The 16,028-nt window shown below is 71.1% G+C and carries 14 protein-coding genes and 1 pseudogene; 8 read left to right on the top strand and 7 right to left on the bottom strand.

Annotated features, from left to right (window positions below; translation table 11 throughout):
- Window positions 1–61: 61 nt before the first annotated feature.
- Window positions 62–1,819, bottom strand: a complete 1,758-nt coding sequence (locus ACFRAC_RS34930; RefSeq protein WP_382938705.1) for a streptophobe family protein — start codon at window positions 1,817–1,819, stop codon at window positions 62–64.
- Between the two features lie 239 nt (window positions 1,820–2,058).
- Here ACFRAC_RS34930 and ACFRAC_RS34925 point away from each other — a divergent pair, with 239 nt between their 5' ends.
- The gene (locus ACFRAC_RS34925; protein WP_382938701.1) at window positions 2,059–4,578 is read left to right on the top strand and encodes an FHA domain-containing protein; all 2,520 of its coding nucleotides are present in this window, start codon (window positions 2,059–2,061) and stop codon (window positions 4,576–4,578) included.
- Window positions 4,579–4,683: 105 nt separating this feature from the next.
- Here ACFRAC_RS34925 and ACFRAC_RS34920 read toward each other — a convergent pair whose 3' ends face one another.
- Together ACFRAC_RS34920 and ACFRAC_RS34915 are read right to left on the bottom strand one after the other, a co-directional pair.
- Entirely contained in the window at window positions 4,684–5,499 is an 816-nt protein-coding gene (locus tag ACFRAC_RS34920; protein ID WP_382938697.1) for a transglycosylase SLT domain-containing protein, read from the bottom strand.
- Between the two features lie 296 nt (window positions 5,500–5,795).
- Window positions 5,796–6,913 (bottom strand): annotated as a pseudogene (locus ACFRAC_RS34915) (S-adenosylmethionine:tRNA ribosyltransferase-isomerase).
- Between the two features lie 170 nt (window positions 6,914–7,083).
- Here ACFRAC_RS34915 and ACFRAC_RS34910 point away from each other — a divergent pair.
- The 3 genes from ACFRAC_RS34910 to chpE all read left to right on the top strand — a co-directional run bounded on the left by ACFRAC_RS34910 (window position 7,084) and on the right by chpE (window position 9,276).
- Window positions 7,084–8,229, top strand: coding sequence for a GAF domain-containing sensor histidine kinase (locus tag ACFRAC_RS34910; protein WP_382938693.1), 1,146 nt, complete (start codon window positions 7,084–7,086; stop codon window positions 8,227–8,229).
- Complete coding sequence (locus ACFRAC_RS34905; protein WP_361343516.1) at window positions 8,222–8,863, top strand: response regulator transcription factor; 642 nt, start codon at window positions 8,222–8,224, stop codon at window positions 8,861–8,863. The genes ACFRAC_RS34910 and ACFRAC_RS34905 overlap by 8 nt, the downstream gene beginning before the upstream one ends.
- 170 nt (window positions 8,864–9,033) lie before the next feature.
- Entirely contained in the window at window positions 9,034–9,276 is a 243-nt protein-coding gene (gene chpE, locus ACFRAC_RS34900) for a chaplin ChpE (protein WP_062671371.1), read from the top strand.
- Between the two features lie 166 nt (window positions 9,277–9,442).
- On the opposite strand, the gene ACFRAC_RS34895 is transcribed toward chpE, so the two are convergent.
- Window positions 9,443–10,225, bottom strand: coding sequence for a hypothetical protein (locus ACFRAC_RS34895; protein WP_382938684.1), 783 nt, complete (start codon window positions 10,223–10,225; stop codon window positions 9,443–9,445).
- 137 nt (window positions 10,226–10,362) lie between these two features.
- Here ACFRAC_RS34895 and ACFRAC_RS34890 point away from each other — a divergent pair, with 137 nt between their 5' ends.
- The 3 genes from ACFRAC_RS34890 (at window position 10,363) to ACFRAC_RS34880 (ending at window position 12,740) form a co-directional block, all read left to right on the top strand.
- Window positions 10,363–11,160 carry an ABC transporter ATP-binding protein gene (locus tag ACFRAC_RS34890; protein ID WP_382938680.1) on the top strand — a complete coding sequence of 266 codons (798 nt, stop codon included), beginning with the start codon at window positions 10,363–10,365 and terminating at the stop codon, window positions 11,158–11,160.
- A 59-nt stretch (window positions 11,161–11,219) separates the two neighbouring features.
- Entirely contained in the window at window positions 11,220–11,651 is a 432-nt protein-coding gene (locus ACFRAC_RS34885) for an NfeD family protein (protein ID WP_382938675.1), read from the top strand.
- 141 nt (window positions 11,652–11,792) lie between these two features.
- A complete protein-coding gene (locus tag ACFRAC_RS34880; protein ID WP_361343526.1) occupies window positions 11,793–12,740 on the top strand; it encodes an SPFH domain-containing protein in 948 nt (315 codons plus the stop codon).
- Between the two features lie 72 nt (window positions 12,741–12,812).
- Here the strand turns inward: ACFRAC_RS34880 and ACFRAC_RS34875 are convergent, their stop codons facing one another.
- The 3 genes from ACFRAC_RS34875 to ACFRAC_RS34865 form a co-directional block, all read right to left on the bottom strand.
- Window positions 12,813–13,322: an HNH endonuclease gene (locus ACFRAC_RS34875; RefSeq protein WP_382938666.1), complete on the bottom strand. Its 510-nt coding sequence runs from the start codon at window positions 13,320–13,322 to the stop codon at window positions 12,813–12,815.
- A 143-nt stretch (window positions 13,323–13,465) separates the two neighbouring features.
- Window positions 13,466–14,005: a YbhB/YbcL family Raf kinase inhibitor-like protein gene (locus ACFRAC_RS34870; protein WP_382938663.1), complete on the bottom strand. Its 540-nt coding sequence runs from the start codon at window positions 14,003–14,005 to the stop codon at window positions 13,466–13,468.
- A gap of 43 nt (window positions 14,006–14,048) precedes the next feature.
- Complete coding sequence (locus ACFRAC_RS34865) at window positions 14,049–14,831, bottom strand: sporulation protein (protein ID WP_382938659.1); 783 nt, start codon at window positions 14,829–14,831, stop codon at window positions 14,049–14,051.
- A gap of 221 nt (window positions 14,832–15,052) precedes the next feature.
- Between ACFRAC_RS34865 and ACFRAC_RS34860 the strand changes: the two genes are divergently transcribed.
- Window positions 15,053–15,664 carry a DNA-3-methyladenine glycosylase gene (locus tag ACFRAC_RS34860; RefSeq protein ID WP_382938655.1) on the top strand — a complete coding sequence of 204 codons (612 nt, stop codon included), beginning with the start codon at window positions 15,053–15,055 and terminating at the stop codon, window positions 15,662–15,664.
- Window positions 15,665–16,028 lie beyond the last annotated feature (364 nt).

Here is a 16,028-nt window from a genome sequence, read left to right as displayed (position 1 = left end):
ACACGGAACTCCCGGTGTCACGCGGATGACGGGCAGACGGCGCACCGCCTGCGGCCGGCCCCTACCGCCCGCCCTTCGGCGTCCCCGGCGGCGGGGGAGGAGGCGGCGGCCCGTCGTCCGTGCCGGAGGGGCCGCGCCCCCGCCGCCGGGGCGGCTCGATCGGCCGTACGACCGTGGGGGCGCCGTAGACGTCCCCGCCCCGCGGAGGCGGGGGCTCACCCGGAGACCGCGCCTCGTCGGACGACCGCGCGCCCCCCTGCGACTCGATGCTTCCCCAGGCTCCGGGCGGCCGGGCGTCCTCGGGGTCCCGCAGCGCCTCGGGCACCCGCAGATACGGGTTCGTCGCCGGGTTCGGCGGCCGGTAGGGCGTACCGGGCGTGTACGGCCCCGCGCCGCTCCCGTACCCCTGCCCGTCGTCCGAGGCCGCCCGCGCCAGGGGCGCCGCCCGCACCCCCGCCGTCCCCGCCAGGCGCGCCGCCAGCGCCCCCAGAGCACCCGCTCCGGCGCCCCAGGCGGCCCCCAGCAGCAGCGCCATGGCCAGGCTGCCGCGCAGCTCCACCCCCGCGCCGAACGCGTCGAAGCCCAGCACCGACAGAGAGGCGTCCGCGGACAGCGCGGTGAGCCGGACGAGCAGGGCCAGAGCCAGCGCCGTGGCGGTCCCCAGGCGCAGCGCGCACCGCCCGGCGAACCGCACCGCCCCGGGATCCCGTACGCCCCCGGGACCCGTCACCGGGGTCCGGACCGCCGTGAGAACACCCGCGAGCAGCATCATCACGGCCGCCGCCACACCCAGCAGCCACACCCGTCCGTCCAGCTCCGCCAGCCGGCCCAGTGTCACGGACCGGCCGTCCCCGCCGGCCAGCAGCTCGTCCAGCGGGTCGGGGAGCAGTCGCGCCAGCGGGCCCGTCGCGCGGCCGTCGAACGGGACGAACAGGCCGAGGGGCACGCCGAGCCACACGCCGTTCGGGGCGCCGAGCAGCGCGGCCCCCGCGATCCGCTTCGGGTGGTCGTCGCCGATCGCCGCGTAGGCGGCCGCCGCGAGCCCGGCGGCGACCGCGACCAGCAGCACGGTGACGAGGGCGGACACGGCGGGCCGGACGACGCGGTGCACGGCCTCCCAGCCGCGCGGCAGCGGCGTCCGGCGCGAGGCCAGGAGGGCGATCAGCAGCACGCCGGCGCACCAGGCCAGGCCGCCGAGCAGGGTCGGTGCCGTGTCCACCGTGAAACCGACCGCGGCCTTCGCGCCGACGAGGTCGCCGATCCGGTCGGGCAGCAGCCCCCCGATGTCCCCCAGCCCCGGGACCTCGACGCTCCCGCCGCCCCCGGGCACGTCGTCGAGGCCCAGGGCACCGCCGTCGATCGTGACGACGTCGTGGCCGGCCCAGGCAAGACCGCCCAGCATCGCCACGAACAGGGCGGCCACCGTGCCCGCGCGGGCGAGGAGTTCGGACGGCGCGATCACCTCTCCCGCGGACCGCAGGGACCGCAGGAACAGCCACGCCAGCAGCAGCGCGCCGACCAGGCCCACGCCCAGTGGCGCGATGTCGATGGCCGTCGCCGCCTGCGCACCGGTCAGCCCGAGGGCGGACACGTCACCGGACGGGGTGACCGAACCACCCGCTCCGAGCGCCACCACCGCCGCGGACATCGGGCCCAGCGAGGCCGTCGCGTCCGCGCCCAGCAGATGCAGTCCGAGGGCGGCGGTGCCCGCCATCCCGATCAGCGCCCAGCTCACGGACACGACCGCGGACAGCAGGACGTCGCCCCACGGCGGCCCGCTTCCCGGCCCCGTGGTCCCGACGTTCGTGGACGCGCTCATGGCAGACCCCCCGATCCGCGGCGCGGACGGTCGCCGCGCATGTCCCCCTCGCGTGGATTACCACTCTCCGGACTGATTTCCACCCCGTCAACGGAACCGGCGGAACCGCATACGCGTGCTCCTCACAAGGTCCGACTTTCGGTCAGGGGGCGGAGCCTGAAATAGTTCCCGACGATGTTCGACATCCCTAGACTCCCTGTGTTGGGGGTAACTCGGGGGACTACTCAGTGGGGCATGGAGTGCCGGAACTCGTACTGGAATTGAATGGACGGACCTGGACGCTCGACCCGTCCAGGCCCTACACCCTGGGACGCGATCCCCAGGGCGACATCGTGCTCGACGACGCCAGGGTCTCCTGGCGGCACGCCACGATCAGCTGGAGCGGCCGCAGTTGGGTCATCGAGGACCACGGCAGCACCAACGGCACGTTCGTGCAGGGCCATCGCATCCACCACTTGGAGATCGGCCCCGGTTCCGCCGTGCACCTGGGCAACGCGACCGACGGCCCGCGTCTGAGCCTCTCCGGCGCCGCGGCCTCCGCCGCCCCGCAGCAGGCCCAGCGGCAACAGCCGTACGCCGCACAGGGCGCGCAGCCCGGCTGGGCCCAGGCGCCCGCACAGCCGGCGCCGCAGCAGCAGGGCGGGCAGGCCGGGTGGCAGCAGCCCCAGCAGCGGGACGCGCACATCCCGCAGCAGCAGGGTGCCGGCGGAGGCGCGGGGGCGCCGCCGGTGTACGGCGACCGCAGCCCGACCACGTTCCACCAGTTCTCCATCGGCCGCGTGATGCGCATCGGCCGTGCCCTGGACAACGACCTGGTCGTCTCCGACCTCCAGGTCTCCCGGCACCACGCCGAGTTCCACTCGACGCCCGACGGCCGGATGGAGATCCGCGACCTCGGCGCCCACAACGGCACCTACGTCAACGGCCAGCCGATCGGCAAGGGCGGCTCACAACTGCTCGGCCCGACCGACATCGTCGGCGTCGGCCACTCCACGTTCCGTATCGTCGGCGACCGCCTCGAGGAGTTCGTCGACACCGGTGAAGTCTCGTTCTCGGCCCGCCACCTGACCGTCACGGTCGACGGCGGCAAGCAGATCCTCAAGGACGTCTCCTTCGGCGTCCCCGAGAAGTCCCTCATCGCGGTCATCGGCCCGTCGGGCTCCGGCAAGTCGACGCTGCTCAAGGCGCTCACCGGCTACCGGCCCGCCAACCAGGGCGACGTCCTCTACGACAACCGCAACCTCTACAAGCAGTTCGCCGAGCTGCGCCAGCGCATCGGTCTGGTCCCGCAGGACGACATCCTGCACAAGGAGCTGACCGTCAAGAAGGCCCTCAAGTACGCGGCCAAGCTGCGCTTCCCCGCCGACACCACGACCGCCGAGCGCGAGGCCCGGATCGGCGAGGTGCTGCGCGAGCTGAAGCTGGACATCCACAAGGAGAAGAAGGTCACCTCCCTCTCCGGCGGCCAGCGCAAGCGTGTCTCGGTGGCCCTGGAGCTGCTGACCAAGCCGTCGCTGATCTTCCTCGACGAGCCGACCTCGGGCCTCGACCCGGGCATGGACCGCGATGTGATGCAGCTGCTGCGCGGCCTCGCCGACGACGGCCGTACGGTCCTCGTCGTCACGCACTCCGTGGCCGAGCTGGCGCTGTGCGACAAGCTGCTAGTGATGGCGCCGGGCGGCGCGGTCGCCTACTTCGGCCCGCCGGAGGAGGCGCTGAACTTCTTCGGCTACGACACCTGGGCCGACGTCTTCTCCGCCTTCGAGAACTACCGCGACTACGACTGGGCGGGACGCTGGAAGGGCTCACAGCACTACCAGATGTACGCCGCCGACATCGACGCGATAGCCCCGCAGTCCGTACAGATGCCGCCGATGCAGGCCATGAAGCCGCCGAAGCCGCAGGGCTGGATGTCCCAGTTCGTCACGCTGGTGCGGCGCTATGTGTCGGTGATCGTCTCCGACAAGGGCTTCCTCGCGCTCATGGTGATCCTGCCGGGCGTCCTCGGCGCGGTGAGCCTGCTGATCGACTCCGGCAAGGGACTGCTGCCGAACCCGGCCAATCCGCAGACCGGCCGGATCATCCCGAACGGCACGGCCACGACCGTCCTGCTGATCCTCGCCGTCGGTGCCTGCTTCGCCGGCGCCGCGAACTCGGTGCGTGAGCTGATCAAGGAGCGGGTCATCTACGAGCGGGAGCGCGCGACCGGCCTGTCGCGTTCCGCGTACCTGATGTCCAAGGTGTTCGTGCTCGGCGTCATCACCGTGCTCCAGGGCCTGATGGTCGGCGTCATCGGCTTCTCCAGCCGGGAGATCCCCGAGGAGGGCCTGGTCCTGGGGAACCTGACACTGCTGGAGCTGTCGGTGCCGATCATGGCCCTGGGCTTCACCTCGATGATGTTCGGCCTGATCATCTCGGCCCTGGTGAAGACCGCCGAGAAGACCATGCCGCTGCTGGTCATGTTCGCGATCATCCAGGTGGTGTTCACCGGCTGCCTCTTCGCGCTGAACGGCTCGATCGGAGCGAACCAGATCTCGTTCCTGATGCCGTCGCGCTGGGCGGTGGGCGCGGCCGGCGCCACGCTGGACTTCAACAAGATCAGCCCGCCCGACAAGGGCGAGAGCGGCGATCCGCTGTGGGAGCACACTGTCGGCGCCTGGACCATGGACATGCTGGCCCTGATCGCCCTCGGCGTGATCTGCGGCATCTTCGTGGCCCGCTTCCTGCGGCGCCACGAGCCGGAGGTCATGCGGAAGTAGGCTCCGTCGGACTGCAGGTCCGGACCCCGCGTGGCGAAGCGCGGCACCCCCGTCGGGGTGCCGCGCTTCGGCGTGTCGCTGAGAGCGAGAGGTCCGCCGGGTGCCTCAGTACGCGCTGTTGACGTTGTCGATCGAACCGTAGCGGTGCGCCGCGTAGTTGGCGGCGGCGGTCAGGTTCGCGACCGGGTCGTACTGGCTCCAGGCCGTGCCCGGGACGTGGTAGGCGTCGAACGTCGGCTTGATGACCTGCAGCAGACCGATCGACGGGACGCCGTTGATGGCGTTGATGTCCCAGTCGTTGATGGCGTTCGGGTTGCCCGAGGACTCGCGCATGATGTTCTTGTGCAGACCGTGGTAGGTGCCCGGGATCTTGTGCTTCTTCATGATGTCCAGGGCCTCACGGATCCAGCCGTCGAGGTTGTTCGGGTAGGTCTTGGCGGCGACCTGCTTGACCTCGACCCGCTTGGCGGACCGGCTGGCGGCCTCCTTCGCCTTGCGGTCGGCCTCGGCCTTCTTCGCCGCGGCGGCCTTCCTGGCGGCGGCGTCGGCGGCGGCCTTCTTCTTGGCCGCGGCGTCCGCGGCGGCCTTCTTCTCCGCGGCGGCGTCGGCGGCGGCCTTCTCCTTGGCCGCGGCCTCGGCGGCGGCCTTCTTCTCCGCGGCGGCCTTCGTCGCGGCGATCTCCTGGGCCATCACCGACTTCGAGGCGAACTGGTCGGTGACGCTGCCCTTGACGTCCTTGATCTGCTCGCTGCTGTAGGCCACGTTGCCCGTGGGGGCTTCGGCCGTGTTCGACTCGGCGTTGCCGGGGACGGCGGAGAGCGCGATGGCGGCGGCACCGAGGGTGCTGACGCCGGCCACGGCAATCTTGTGACGCTTGGTGAGCGGACGACTGAGGACGCGGATCTTGGCGTTCTTGCGCATGGCAGTGGGGACCTCTCTGAGTTTCGGGAGGTCGCTCGCTGTCCGGCGGGACACGGGTGCTTCCTGCACAAGCGCCGCGGGCTGACCCACGGCGCTGAGCGACGAGAGCAATTCTTAGCGGCCGCAAAATCCCGTGGCAAAGATGTGACGTACGATCCTCGATAGGAGACCCAGGATGGGCAAAATAGGACAGCCAGGACTGTCTGGGCCGCTCAAAAGGGACACAGTCACCTACTACGGACTTTCGTACGTGACCTGCACCCTATGTGCGGGGTCACATGGCGGCCGCCCTCGTCTTACGCTCGGTTGCTGTCGCAATGCTCTGTGTGAGGCCCTTCGGAGGCAGTACGAGATGGACGTCCCCGAACTCGTGCCACAGATACCGCCCGTGCAGCGCCTGCGCGTAACCGCACCCGACCGCGGCCCGTCCCACGACGGCCTCCAGCATCAGCAGATGCGACGCCTCCGGCTCGTGGAGACCGGTCAGCAGGCCGTCCACCACCCGCACCCCCCGCTCCGGGGTGACCACGAGATCCGTCCACCCCTCACGCGCGCGGACGACGCCGTCGCCGTCCACCGCCGACTCCACGGCCCGCACCGCCGTCGTCCCGACCGCGACGACCCGGCCGGACCCCGCCCGCGCCGCCCGGATCAGCCGTGCCGAGGCGTCCGGCACCCGGAACCGCTCCAGATACGGCGGCTCGTGCGCCTCCGCCGACGCCACCCCGGTGTGCAGCACGACCGGGGCGAACTGCACACCCCGGCTCACCAGCTCCGTCACCATCGCCGTCGTGAAGGGACGCGCCGCACTCGGCATCTCCGCACTCCCCGCGCCGTCGGCCGACGGCAGTGCGAACACGGTCCGGTACACGGACAGCGGCTGGTCCCGTGCCGTGTAGGCGTACCGGATGGGCCGCCCGTACGCCCGCATCACCCCGAGCACCCGCTCCGGCCCGGCCACCCCGCCCCCCGGGCCCTCCTCCGCCACCGGCCGCGCCCACCACAGCCGCCCGGCCGCCCGGCCCAAGGGCTCCTCCAGAAGCAGGCGCAGACCGCCGGGCAGCCGCACCTCCGTACCCGCGGGCCCGCCCGTACGCGCGCGCGTGGTGCCCCGCCCGTCGGGATCCCGCAGCTCGACCGCCCAGCGCCCGTCGTCCCCCCGCGTGGAGAAGTGCACCACCACGCGCGTGGGCCCGACCCGGCCGTCCACCGCGGCGGGCAGCGTCTCGGACGTGTTGACGACCAGCACGTCCCCGGCCCGCAGCAGCCCCGGCAGCTCACGGAAGAGGTGATGGCTCACCTCCGTGCCCCGTGACACGAGCAGCCGTACGGCGTCCCGGTCCAGCCCCGGCCCCCGCTGCTCGGCCGGCACCCGCGCCGACAGCTCCGGCGGCACGCGCACCGCGAGCGTCACCGCACGCTAGGAACCGGCCCCTCCCGGCCGCCTCGGACGCGAGCCCCGATCGGCGGGGCCGTTCGCCCTACGCCCCGCGCACGGGGGACCGAAGCCCTAGGTCCGCCGCCCTACCCCACCGCCGTCGGCGGCCCGATCCGCCTGTCACACCCCGCCGGTACCTTGAGGACATGAGTCAAGGCCCCCGGTCCGGCCTCGCCGCGGTGAGTTCCGCGCTGCAGGCCATGAGCAGGCACCTGGAGGTGCGCGACGTCCTGAAGACGATCGTCGCCTCGGCGCGCGAGCTGCTCGACGCGCAGTACGCCGCGCTCGGCGTCCCGGACGACCACGGCGGCTTCGCCCAGTTCGTCGTGGACGGCGTCAGTGACGAGCAGTGGAAGGCCATCGGCCCGCTGCCGCGGCAGCACGGCATCCTCGCGGCCATGCTCCAGGAGGCCAAGGCCGAGCGCCTCGCGGACGTCCGCAAGGACCCCCGCTTCGAGGGCTGGCCCTCGGCCCACCCCGACATGTCCGACTTCCTCGGCCTGCCGATCCGCGACGGCGACGAGGTCATCGGCGCGCTCTTCCTCGCCAACAAGAACTGCCCGCAGGCGTACGGCGGCTGCGGCTTCACCGCCGACGACGAGGAACTGCTCGCCATCCTCGCCCAGCACGCGGCGATCGCCCTCACCAACGCCCGCCTCTACGAGCGCAGCCGCGAGCTGACCATCGCCGAGGAGCGCTCCCGCCTCGCCCACGAACTGCACGACGCCGTCAGCCAGAAGCTGTTCTCCCTGCGGCTGACCGCCCAGGCCGCCACCGCGCTCATCGACCGCGACCCGGCCCGCGCCAAGGGCGAACTCCACCAGGTCGCCGCCCTCGCCGCCGAGGCCGCCGACGAGCTGCGCGCCGCGGTCGTCGAACTGCGCCCCGCGGCCCTCGACGAGGACGGCCTCGTCGCCACCCTGCGCACCCAGATCCAGGTCCTCGACCGCGCCCACAACGCGCGCGTGACCTTCGCCGGCCGCGGGGTCAGGGCACTGCCCTCCGCCCAGGAGGAGGCTCTGCTGCGCGTCGCCCAGGAGGCCCTGCACAACGCCCTGCGGCACTCCGGCGCCGAGCACGTCGACGTGACGCTCGACCGGCGCGGCTCCGGAGCCGTGCTCCGCGTCACCGACGACGGCAGCGGTTTCGACCCGAGGACGGTGCGCCGCGCCGGGCGCCATCTGGGCCTGGTCTCCATGCGGGACCGCGCGAGCGGGGTCGGCGGCACGCTGACCGTGGAGTCGGCGCCCGAGAAGGGCACCACGATCGAGATGGAGGTCCCCGGTGGCTGACGCAATCAGGGTGCTGCTCGTCGACGACCACCAGGTCGTCCGCCGGGGGCTGCGCACGTTCTTGGAGATCCAAGACGACATCGAGGTCGTGGGGGAGGCCGCCGACGGCGCCGAGGGAGTGGACCGCGCCGAGGAGCTGAGGCCGGACGTCGTCCTCATGGACGTCAAGATGCCGGGCATGGACGGCGTCGACGCCCTGCGCAGGCTGCGGGAGCTCGGCAACCCCGCGCGCGTGCTGATCGTCACCAGCTTCACCGAGCAGCGCACGGTGATCCCGGCCCTGCGCGCGGGCGCCGCCGGGTACGTCTACAAGGACATCGACCCGGAGGCGCTCGCCGGGGCCATCCGCTCGGTGCACGCCGGCCACGTCCTCCTCCAGCCGGAGGTCGCCGGCGCCCTGCTCTCCCAGGAGGAGACCGGCGGGGGACAGGGCAGGGCGGGGTCGCTGACCGAGCGGGAGCGCGAGGTGCTCGGCCTGATCGCCGACGGCCGGTCGAACCGCGAGATAGCACGGGCGCTGGTGCTGTCGGAGAAGACCGTCAAGACGCACGTCTCCAACATCCTCATGAAACTGGACCTCTCCGACCGCACCCAGGCCGCCCTGTGGGCCGTACGCCATGGCGTGACCGGCTGAAACGCTCTGCGCAAGGGGTCACGGAGGGCGATCCGGAAGGTTTCCCGTACAGACTGAGATTCATACCGTCGTGGGAATGTCCCCCGGATGGCCGCATCCTTCCCGGATCTCCGGCGTTCTCCAGTGCGTGCTGCGGCGACTGCCGCGGTGATCGCTAGGAGGGCTTGAAAGTGAAGAACCTGAAGAAGGCAGCGGCCGTGACGATGGTGGCGGGTGGCCTGCTGGCCGCCGGCACGGGAATGGCCTCCGCCACCGACGCGCACGCCGACGGCAAGGCCGTGGGCTCGCCGGGCATCGTCTCGGGCAACCTGATCCAGGCCCCGATCCACATCCCGGCGAACGTCTCCGGCAACAGCGTGAACGTCATCGGCGTCCTGAACCCGGCCTTCGGCAACCTGGCCGTCAACAAGTGACGCCTCGCCGAACCAGGCAGTGACCTCAGGCCTCCCGGGCACCTCCCCGGGAGGCCGATCCGTAGGCGCTGCCCGCTGGGGACGGGGCCTTTGCGTGGCCCACGGAAAGGGGTCCTCCACGCTGCCCGCGGGAGAGGGCCCTCACCCGTGCACACCGGCTCGGGCCTCAGCGCGCCTCCCGCTGCTCCACGGCTGCGTTGTACGCCGCCACCTGCGCCCGCCGGGCCACCCGCTCGACGGGCCGCAGGGCCTCCGCCCGCGCCCGCATCTCGGCCGAGCTCACGGCGCCCCCGTGCCCGTTCTCCTGGGCCAGCGAGATCAGCAGAGCCACCCGCCGCGCCAGCTCCAGCACCCGGACCGCCCGCGGCGGATACCCCGGCGCCAGGACCTCCCGTCCCCGCTCGGCCCGGGCCCGGTACGCGTCGATCGCCGCCTCGGCCACCGGCCCCGACGCGGCCACGTCCAGCTTCGCCAGCACCTCGGTCGCGTCCCGCAGGCCCTCCGCCAGCTCCCGCTCGGCCTCGCCCAGCGACGGCACATCGGCGGGCGGCGCCTCCCGCACCGGCAGCACCTGCCAGACGACCTCCACATGGACATCGCCGTCGGGACCGGCCTCGTACACCTCCGGCACCAGCCCGAAAGCCGCCCCGTGGCAGACCACCGCCTCCTCGGCCTCCAGGGCCCGCGCGTTGAACTCCGGCGGCCCGCTCAGCCCCAGCGGATGCCCGGGCGCGGGCAGCGCCACCCGCAGCCCGGCGACCCCGAGCCGCCGCAGCCGTCCCAGGGCCAGCGTCAGCCCGACGGGCGCCGACTCGCCGGGCAGCCCTTCCACCCGGTGCACAGCGTCGTCCCCGACGATCTGGAGCACAGCGTCATCTGGTGAGACAAGTCCGGCCAAGAGGGCATTACCCCAAGCGGCGAGGCGTCCTGAGCGCGGTTCCGAGAGCATGCCACCACCCTAAGGACCGGACCGATGGAAGGATGGGCCGGACCGGTGGCGTAGATTTCCTTGAGGGGCTGCGCCTACAGGCGCACGCGACCACCGAGACGCCGAGACCGGTCACAGCAAGGGGAGACAACGCGCTCATGAGCGATGTTCTGGAGCTTCAGGACGTAACCGTGGTCCGTGAGGGCCGGGCTCTCGTGGATCAGGTCTCCTGGTCGGTCAAGGAGGGCGAGCGCTGGGTCATCCTCGGCCCGAACGGCGCCGGCAAGACCACCCTCCTGAACGTCGCCTCCAGCTACCTCTACCCGACCAAGGGCACCGCCACCATCCTCGGCGAGACCCTCGGCAGGCCGGGCACCGACGTCTTCGAACTGCGTCCCCGCATCGGCGTCGCGGGCATCGCCATGACCGAGAAGTTCCCCAAGCGTCAGTCCGTCCTCCAGACCGTCCTCACGGCCGCGTACGGCATGACCGCCACCTGGAACGAGGACTACGAGGAGATCGACGAGCAGCGGGCCCGCGCCTTCCTCGACCGCCTCGGTATGACCGAGTTCGTCGACCGGAAGTTCGGCACCCTCTCCGAGGGCGAGCGCAAGCGCACCCTCATCGCCCGCGCCCTCATGGCCGACCCCGAGCTGCTCCTCCTCGACGAGCCCGCCGCCGGCCTCGACCTCGGCGGCCGCGAGGACCTCGTCCGACGCCTCGGCCGCCTCGCCCGCGACCCGATCGCGCCGTCGATGCTCATGGTCACCCACCACGTCGAGGAGATCCCCCCGGGCTTCACCCACGTCCTGATGATCCGTCAGGGCAAGGTCCTCGCCGCGGGCCCCATGGAGCTCGAACTCACCTCCCGCAACCTCTCCCTCTGCTTCGGTCTCCCCCTCGTCGTCGAACAGGTCGGCGACCGCTGGACGGCGCAGGGCCTCCCCCTCGCCTGACCCCGCACGCACAGCCCGCGCCCTGTCCGTGACAGGGCCCACGGGCCTACCATGACCATGTGGAAATCGACGCGTGGGTTTGGTGGTTGATCGGCGCCGCAGCGCTCGGCATCGGGCTCGTCGTCACCGCGATGCCCGAACTGGGCATGCTGGCGGTGGGCGCCGTCGCGGCCGCCCTGGTGGCCGGTTTCTTCGGCGGTGACGCCGTCGCCCAGGTCGTGGCCTTCGTCGTCGTGTCCACCGCCCTCATCGCCGTCGTGCGGCCCATCGCCAACAGACACCGTGCGCAACGACCCCAACTCGCCACCGGCATCGAGGCGCTGAAGGGCAAGCAGGCGGTCGTACTGGAGCGCGTCGACGCCTCCGGCGGCCGGATCAAGCTCGCCGGCGAGGTCTGGTCGGCCCGCGCACTCGACACCGGCCGCACCTACGAAGTGGGCCAGGAAGTGGACGTGGTGGACATCGAGGGGGCCACGGCCATCGTCATGTGACCTCGTACGACGCAAGTGACGCGAAGCCCTCACGAGGCACGCGACGGTCTGTCAGACTCGTCAGCAAGATCTTCAACAAGCATAAGATCTTCCGAAGTTGGCGCAGTTGCCGCAGTGGAGAAGGGGTACGGGGAAACGACGATGGAACCGGTCATCATCGTCCTGGTCATTCTGGTGGTGTTGGTCTTCATCGCCCTGATCAAGACGATCCAGGTCATCCCGCAGGCGAGCGCGGCCATCGTCGAGCGCTTCGGCCGTTACACGCGGACACTGAACGCGGGCCTCAACATCGTGGTCCCGTTCATCGACACCATCCGCAACCGCATCGACCTGCGCGAACAGGTCGTGCCGTTCCCACCGCAGCCGGTGATCACCCAGGACAACCTGGTCGTGAACATCGACACCGTCATCTACTACCAGGTGACCGACGCCCGGGCCGCCACCTACGAGGTCGCCAGCTACATCCAGGCGATCGAGCAGCTCACCGTCACCACGCTCCGCAACATCATCGGCGGCATGGACCTGGAGCGCACCCTCACCTCCCGCGAGGAGATCAACGCGGCCCTGCGCGGCGTCCTCGACGAGGCCACCGGCAAGTGGGGCATCCGCGTCAACCGCGTCGAGCTGAAGGCGATCGAACCGCCCACCTCCATCCAGGACTCGATGGAGAAGCAGATGCGCGCCGACCGTGACAAGCGCGCCGCGATCCTCACCGCCGAAGGTACGCGCCAGGCCGCCATCCTCACCGCCGAAGGTGAGAAGCAGTCCCAGATCCTGCGCGCCGAGGGCGAGGCCAAGGCGGCCGCCCTGCGCGCGGAAGGCGAGGCCCAGGCGGTCCGCACCGTCTTCGAGGCCATCCACGCCGGCGACCCCGACCAGAAGCTTCTCTCCTACCAGTACCTCCAGATGCTCCCGAAGATCGCCGAGGGCGACGCCAACAAGCTCTGGATCGTCCCCAGCGAGATCGGCGACGCCCTCAAGGGCCTGTCGGGCGCCATGGGGAACCTCGGTGGCCTAGGCGGCGGTTCGGGGGGCAGCGGCTCCTCCGGCTCGGGCACGGAACGCCGGGAGAAGCCGTCGATCGACTGACCGATCCCCGCACCACAGGGCTGGGGCCCGCCTTCCAGGAAGGCGGGCCCCAGCCCTGTGAAGCGGCAGGGCTCAGGCCGCGTCGTCCAGTGCCAGCCAGTCCGGCAGCCCCTCGAGCTCGTCCGCGCCCAGCGCCAGCAGCATCGCGTCGGCCGGGGTCGGCTCGAAGGGCTTCCGCAGCAGCGGCATCCCCGCCTGCTCAGGTGTCCGGTCGGCCTTGCGGTGATTGTCCTCCGCGCACGAGGCGACCGTGTTCAGCCAGGTGTCCTGCCCCCCGTGCGACCGCGGCACCACGTGGTCCACGGTCGTCGCCCTGCGGCCGCAGTACGCGCACCGGTGCCGGTCCCTGACCAGCACACCCCGCCTCGACCACGGCGCTTGTCTTCGGAACGGCACCCTCACGTAGCGGCACAGTCTGATCACCCGTGGCGCCGGTATGTCCACCGCGGCTCCGCGCATGCGCAGTTCTGGGTGGGCCTGCTCGACGACGGCCTTGTCCTGGAGCACCAGCACGACGGCTCGGTTCAACGTCACCGTCGACAGCGGCTCGAAGCTCGCGTTCAGTACCAGCGTCTCCCGCATTGCAGCCCACCTCCCGTGCACCTGCCCACCCCCTGGCGGGCTGGGATCAACTCTGGCCGGGCACGCCGAGATGGACAACGAAATAAAAAGTGCCCGCCTCCGATCACTTCCATGACCGGGGGCGGGCAAACGTTCCATGAACGTCAGGATTCCGCGGGCACCTCGTACTCGGCGATCAGGTTCGCACGCGCGAGCGTGTGGAACCGCAGATTGAACCCGACGGCGGCCGGGCTCGTGTCCGAGTCCGGACCGAGCTTCTCCTGGTCCACGGCGTACACCGTGAACACATACCGGTGCGGCCCGTCACCGGGCGGCGGCGCGGCCCCACCGAAGTCCTTCGACCCGTAGTCGTTCCGCGCGTGCACGGCACCTTCCGGCAGCCCTTCGAACGAGTCGCCGCCCGCGCCCGCGGGCAGCTCGGTCACCGACGCCGGGATGTCGAAGAGCACCCAGTGCCAGAACCCGCTCCCGGTGGGAGCGTCCGGGTCGTAGCAGGTCACGGCGAAGCTCTTGGTGCCCTCCGGGAAGCCCTCCCAGCGCAGCTGCGGCGACGTGTTGCCCGCCGCGTGGACCTGGGCTTCCTTCAGGATCCCGCCGTCCTGGACGTCCTCACTCGTGACGGTGAAGGACGGCACGGGCGGATGGAAGTCGTGGGGGAGCGGCCGCCGCTTGAGCTCGGACACTTCGATACCTCCTGACGAAACAGTGGAATCAGCAGTTCCGAGCCTAGAACCAGTTGCGCTTGCTGCCGACCTCGGACAGCCACTGGTTGAGGTACGCCGCCCAGTCGGTCGTGTGGAAGTCGTTCAGGCCCACCTGGAAGGAACGGAAGGTGTCGCTGCCCTCGCTGAAGAGCCCCGGCTTCTTGTCCATCTCCAGCACGACGTCCATTGCGTTCGCGTCCGCGACGAAGCTCAGCTCGACCTGGTTGAGACCGCGGTACTGCTGCGGCGGGAAGAACTCGATCTCCTGGTAGAAGGGCAGCTTCTGCCGCGTACCGCGGATGTGGCCGCGCTCCGTGTCCGCGTTCTTGAAGCGGAACCCGAGCTGGATGAACGCGTCGAGGATCGCCTTCTGCGCCGGCAGCGGGTGCACGTTGATCGGGTCCAGGTCGCTGGAGTCCACGGCACGGGCGATCGCCAGTTCTGTCGACACACCGATGTTCATGCCGCGCAGCGGCTGCCCGTCGATCATGGTGATCGGCGTCTCCCACGGGATCTCCAGCCCGAACGGCACCGCGTGCACCGCACCGGCCTGCAGCTCGAACGCCCCGCCCAGCCGGGTCTTCGCGAACTCGACGTCCTGCTTCACCTCCGAGTCCTGCGTCTCCACCTCGACCCGCGCCTGCAGGCCGACGGCCAGGCCCTCGATGTCCTGGTTCACGGACCCGCCCTGAATCCGCACCTCACCCTGGACGACACCGCCCGGGACGACGTTGACCTCGGTCAGCACCGTCTCGACCGAAGCACCGCCGGCCCCCAGGCTCGCGAGCAGCTTCTTGAACGCCATGACTCTCCTCAACTCAGAGTGGATCCCTGATCCGTACAAACGCGATCCGACCGTGGCCGGTTCCGCGATCCCACCCTGACAAGGCGTGCGCTCCCTGACCACCCCGTGGCGACCACGGGATCTCCACTACGCTCGGACGGCATGATCGTGAGCCCCGACCGTACGCCCCCACCCCGGCCCCGCACGGACCGGCCCGCCCCGCACGGAGCCCGGCGGCCGGTATGAACGTCGACGACCTGGCCCACGCCGCCGAAGCGGTCGCCCCCAAGCTGCTCGGCGCCGTCCTCACCCACAAGACCGCCGAAGGCACCGTGAGCATCGCCATCACGGAGACCGAGGCGTACTCCGGCGCGGCGGACCCCGCCTCCCACGCCTACCGGGGCAGGACTCCCCGCAACGCCGTCATGTTCGGACCGGCGGGACACCTGTACGTGTACCGGTCCCACGGTCTCCACTGGTGCGCGAACGTCGTCACCGGGACCGACGGCATCGCCTCGGCGGTCCTGATCCGCGCGGGACGGGTCATCGATGGGGCGGACCTGGCCCGCGAACGACGAGGCCCCAAGGTCGAGGACGCACGTCTCGCCCGGGGCCCGGGGAACTTCTGCCAGGCGCTCGGCATCACGGCGGAGCACGACGGCGCGGATCTCCTGACGGGCACCTCGGTCACCCTGTCCCAGGGGGAACCGGTCCCCGAGACCCTCGTCCGGGTCGGCCCCCGGGTCGGCGTCAGCAAGGCCCACGACTGGCAGCACCGCTTCTACGTGGCCGGCGACCCGACGGTGTCGGCGTACCGCCTGAGCCCGAGAGCCAAGCCGTCCACCGGCGCCTGAGTTGACGCGCCTTGGCTGGGCGCGTAACGTGGCCCGAGCCGCTGAAGCGGGTACTGCGAAGTCAGCAGCCGTAGCGGCCAACCCACTACCAAGTACAGCCCCTGAAACGGGGTCGATTCTGGCGTCTCCGTATGTCCGAATTCGATTCCGCGGAGCCCGATTATGAATCGGGCGGGGGAATCGGCTAACGTAGTGAATGTCGAAAGGCCGACAGGCGAAAGCCAAAGGCCCTCGGCGATCCCGCCGACAGGGAATCGGAGCGAAAAAGCATCTGATAGAGTCGGAAACGCAAGACCGAAGGGAAGCGCCCGGAGGAAAGCCCGAGAGGGTGAGTACAAAGGAAGCGTCCGTTCCTTGAGAACTC

The sequence above is a fragment of the Streptomyces sp. NPDC056628 genome (genome assembly GCF_042792555.1).
GTDB lineage: Bacteria > Actinomycetota > Actinomycetes > Streptomycetales > Streptomycetaceae > Streptomyces.
This window is presented reverse-complemented; position numbering and strand designations above follow the sequence as displayed.